This is a genomic window from Rhodoblastus sp. (assembly GCF_041915505.1).
Lineage (GTDB): Bacteria > Pseudomonadota > Alphaproteobacteria > Rhizobiales > Beijerinckiaceae > Rhodoblastus.
On record NZ_JAYSBG010000331.1, the window covers coordinates 1 to 3859 of the forward strand.

Annotated in this window: 3 protein-coding genes; all 3 read right to left on the reverse strand. The window is 66.8% G+C overall.

All coding sequences use genetic code 11. From position 1 onward, the window contains the following. Window positions 1-1489, reverse strand: a 1489-nt coding sequence (locus tag ACE3S9_RS16305) for a carbamoyltransferase N-terminal domain-containing protein (protein ID WP_374547532.1), incomplete at its 3' end; no start/stop codon positions are given. A 163-nt stretch (window positions 1490-1652) separates the two neighbouring features. Beyond that, window positions 1653-2786 carry a glutamate 5-kinase gene (gene proB, locus ACE3S9_RS16310; RefSeq protein WP_374547533.1) on the reverse strand — a complete coding sequence of 378 codons (1134 nt, stop codon included), beginning with the start codon at window positions 2784-2786 and terminating at the stop codon, window positions 1653-1655. A 111-nt stretch (window positions 2787-2897) separates the two neighbouring features. Continuing rightward, on the reverse strand, window positions 2898-3859 hold a 962-nt coding region (gene obgE, locus ACE3S9_RS16315; RefSeq protein WP_374547534.1), incomplete at its 5' end, for a GTPase ObgE.

The following is a 3859-nucleotide window of genomic DNA, read 5'->3' on the forward strand; positions in this document are numbered from 1 at the left end:
TGGCGACATCGGGGGCGCCGTCGAACGCGGCCTGGAGTTCCGCGAGGCGCGCGGCGCGCCCACAATAGAAGGCGTGCTCCAGCCTCGGGCCAAGGCCCACGCCGGCTTCGGCGGCGAAGGCATAGGCCGCGCCGATGGTGACGCCGGAATCGCCCGGAACCGGCGGAACCCAGAGGCGCAGCCGCGCCGTCCGGCCAAGGGCGCGGCGGTAATAGGCCTCGTCGAACCGTTCCAGCAGCCGCATATTGGCCACCGCATTGAGCGCCGCGCCGCCGGTGAGGACCAGTTGTTCCGCGCCGGTTTCGCGGATCAAAGCGTCGATGACGTGAAACAACCCGTCCTCGAACACCAATTGCGTCGCCGCCGCCTTATCCAGCCGCTCCTGCGTGTTCGGCCGATGACGAATGTCTTCGACCCGCAGCACGGAATCCGGGTTCCACATCTGCTCCGGCGCGATGGGCGCGCCCAGAATGTCGATCAGCTCCGGCGTATAAGGCTTGTACAGCATGCTGCGCGGCCAGTTCGCCAGCGACCGGTTGAGGCGCAGATCGCCGCCGGGCCGAAAGTCGAAAATCGCGCGCAGTCTTTGATAGTAAGGATTGGTCGCGCGGTTCATGTCGCCATAGGCGGTCGCGCCCATATAGCGCCCCTCGCTGCTCAGCGCGGTCCAGCCGCCCTGGCTCGAGCTGATGACGGCGTAGAACATGCCGAGCGAATCGAACAGGCTGGCGTTGGACCGGATCGGCCGCACGCGTCCATTCTCGCCGAGATAGAGCGAGATCGAGCCGAAATCGCCCGAACCGTCGATGACCACCACCATGGTCGGCGAAGGCTCGGCGGCGAAGGGCGAAACCTGATAGGAAAAGACGGCGTGATTGTCGTGATGCCTCATGCCGATGATCGGCGCCGGCCGGTCCAGGCCGAACAGAGCCGCCAACTCCTGCGGGGCGCGCAGCCCGGCCCGCAATTGCCGGCCGTCATAGCTCGGCGGATGATCGCGCAGGGCGAGATCGAGGCTCGCGGGGAATTCCTCCAGCATCGACCGGAAGCCTGAGGCGAAAAACAAGGCGAGATCATAGGTCGCGAGCCAGGCGACGACCCTGTCCGGGGAAATGCCCCGCTCCGCCATCTGCTCCGCCAGCGCGGCGAGAGAATGGCGCGGATAAAGGTTGGAATGTTTCTCGCCGGAAAAGCGCTCTTCCTCATTATTGCAGATGATGTGCGGTCCACCCGAAGGCGTCACCTCCACCAAAGCGACGCCGGTGTTGTGAAAGCCGCCAATATTGACGCCGACCAGATAAGCCGTCTCGCCCCGCTCCAGCCGCGCGGCGAGTTCGCGCGCGCGTTCGGCGGCAAAGGCGCTGTCCGGCCGATGGAAGTTGCGGGAGCGGAAATATCGCTCCGCCGCGGGGAGCATCGCCCGAAAGCCCAGCGCGGCGAGGCGGGGCCGCAAAGGCGCATAACGGGGCGCTGTGCCTGTCGTGGTCATGAAAACTCCCAACGGAAGTCCGCGCGCTGCGCTCGGCGGCGCGCCCGCCGCACGATGAAATATCGCTCGTGTCGCGGCGGCCGTTCCTTCAAAACCTTGTCGTCGAAGCTAAGGCGAAAATCGTTTTTTTGAAAATCGATGAATGACGACGCCCAGTGACGCGTCAGGCCAAAGCCTCGCCGGCCAATGCCATATCGTCGCGATGGATCATTTCCACCCGGCCCTCGATTCCGAGGATCGCCGCGATCTCGCGCGAGGTCCGGCCGATGATCCGCGCCGCCCGCGCGGAATCGTGGCCGACCAAGCCACGGCCGATCTCGCCGCCCTGAAGATTGCGGATCAACACGCAATCGCCGCGCTGAAAATCGCCCTCCACGGCCCTGACGCCCGCCGGCAGCAGGCTGGCGCCGCCGATGATGGCCCGCGCGGCGCCGTCGTCAATCGTCACCACGCCCTGCGGCGCGAGCGAACCGGCGATCCATTTCTTGCGCGCCGTGACCGGCGACGAGGGCGTCAGGAACCAGGTGCAGGGCTCGCCCCGCGCGATGCGGCCGACCGGATTGGGCTGCTGGCCGTCGGCGATCACCATATGGGCGCCGCCGGCGGTGGCGATCTTGCCGGCCTCAATCTTGGTCTGCATGCCGCCGCGCGACAGTTCCGAGGCGGCGCCGCCCGCCATGGCCTCGATCTCGGCGGAAATATGCGGCACGACCGGGATCAGCCGCGCATTGGGGTTCTGCGCGGGCGGCGCTTCATAAAGGCCGGCGACGTCGGACAGCAGGATCAGCAGATCAGCCGAAGCCATTGTGGCGACGCGCGCGGCGAGGCGGTCATTGTCGCCATAGCGGATTTCGCTGGTCGCCACCGTATCGTTTTCGTTGATGACGGGCACGGCGCGCATGGCCATCAGCCGCGCGATCGTCTCGCGAGCGTTGAGATAGCGTCGGCGCTCTTCCGTATCGCCGAAGGTGACGAGAATCTGCCCCGCCACGATCTTGCGCTCGGCCAAAGCCTCGGCCCAGATGCGCGCCAGAGCGATCTGGCCGACCGCGGCGGAGGCCTGCGAATCCTCCAGCTTGAGCGCGCCGGGCGGCAGGCCGAGCACCGAGCGGCCGAGCGCCACCGCGCCGGAGGAGACCACCAGCACATCGGCGCCGCGCCGGTGCAGCGCCGCGAGATCGTCAGCAAGGCCGTGCAGCCATTCGCGCTTGACCACGCCGCGCGCGCGATCGACCAGCAAGGAAGAGCCGACCTTGACGACAACGCGCTTGAATTGGTCGAGTTTGGGAAGTTCCATCGTTCTTTCTACAATTTCAACGAGCCGCGCCGGGCGACGCGCCTTGTCCCCTCTCCCCGCCTGCGGGGAGAGGGAGAGGCCCGGCGAAAAAGCGCGGCGCCTTTGGCCGCATCACGGCCGCCATTCGGGTTGCGGCGTGAGGGCCGCCTCCTGCCGCCGGCGGGACTCGATGATCCGCCACAAGGCGCGCAGCACCTCTGTCACGCCCTCGCCCGCGATCGACGACATTTTGAACGGCGCGGGCGGCTTCTCGCCCTCCGCCAAAGTCGGGCCCGCGCTGCGTATGGCGCGTTTGAGCCGCTCGACCTGTTGTTTGAGCGTGTCGGGATCGACCGAATCCACCTTGGACAGAGCGACGATCTCCGGCTTGTCCTCCAGCCCATGGCCATAGGCGGCGAGTTCGCCGCGCACGATCTTATAGGCCTTGCCGGCATGTTCGTCGGTGGCGTCGATCAGATGCAGGATCACGCCGGTGCGTTCGACATGGCCGAGAAAGCGGTCGCCAAGGCCATGCCCCTCATGCGCGCCCTCGATCAGGCCGGGAATGTCGGCCAGCACGAATTCCTTGCCGTCGACATGGACCACGCCGAGATTGGGATGGAGCGTGGTGAAGGGATAGTCGGCGATCTTGGGCCGCGCGGCCGAAACCGTCGCGAGAAAGGTCGATTTGCCGGCATTGGGCAGGCCGACGAGACCGGCGTCGGCGATCAGCTTGAGGCGCAGCATGATGGTGCGCTCCTCGCCCTCCTGGCCCGGATTGGCGCGGCGCGGCGCGCGATTGGTCGAGCTGGTGAAATGCAGATTGCCGAAGCCGCCGTTGCCGCCCTTGCAGATCACCACCCTCTGGCCGACTTCCGTGAGGTCGGCGATCAGCGTCTCGCCGTCCTCCTCGAAGATCTGCGTGCCTTCCGGCACTTTCAGCACGGAATCGGCGCCGCGCCCGCCAGCGCGGTTCTTGCCCATGCCATGCATGCCGGTCTTGGCCTTGAAATGCTGCTGATAGCGGTAGTCGATCAGCGTGTTCAGCCCGGAGACGCATTCGGCCACGACATCGCCGCCGCGCCCGCCGTCGC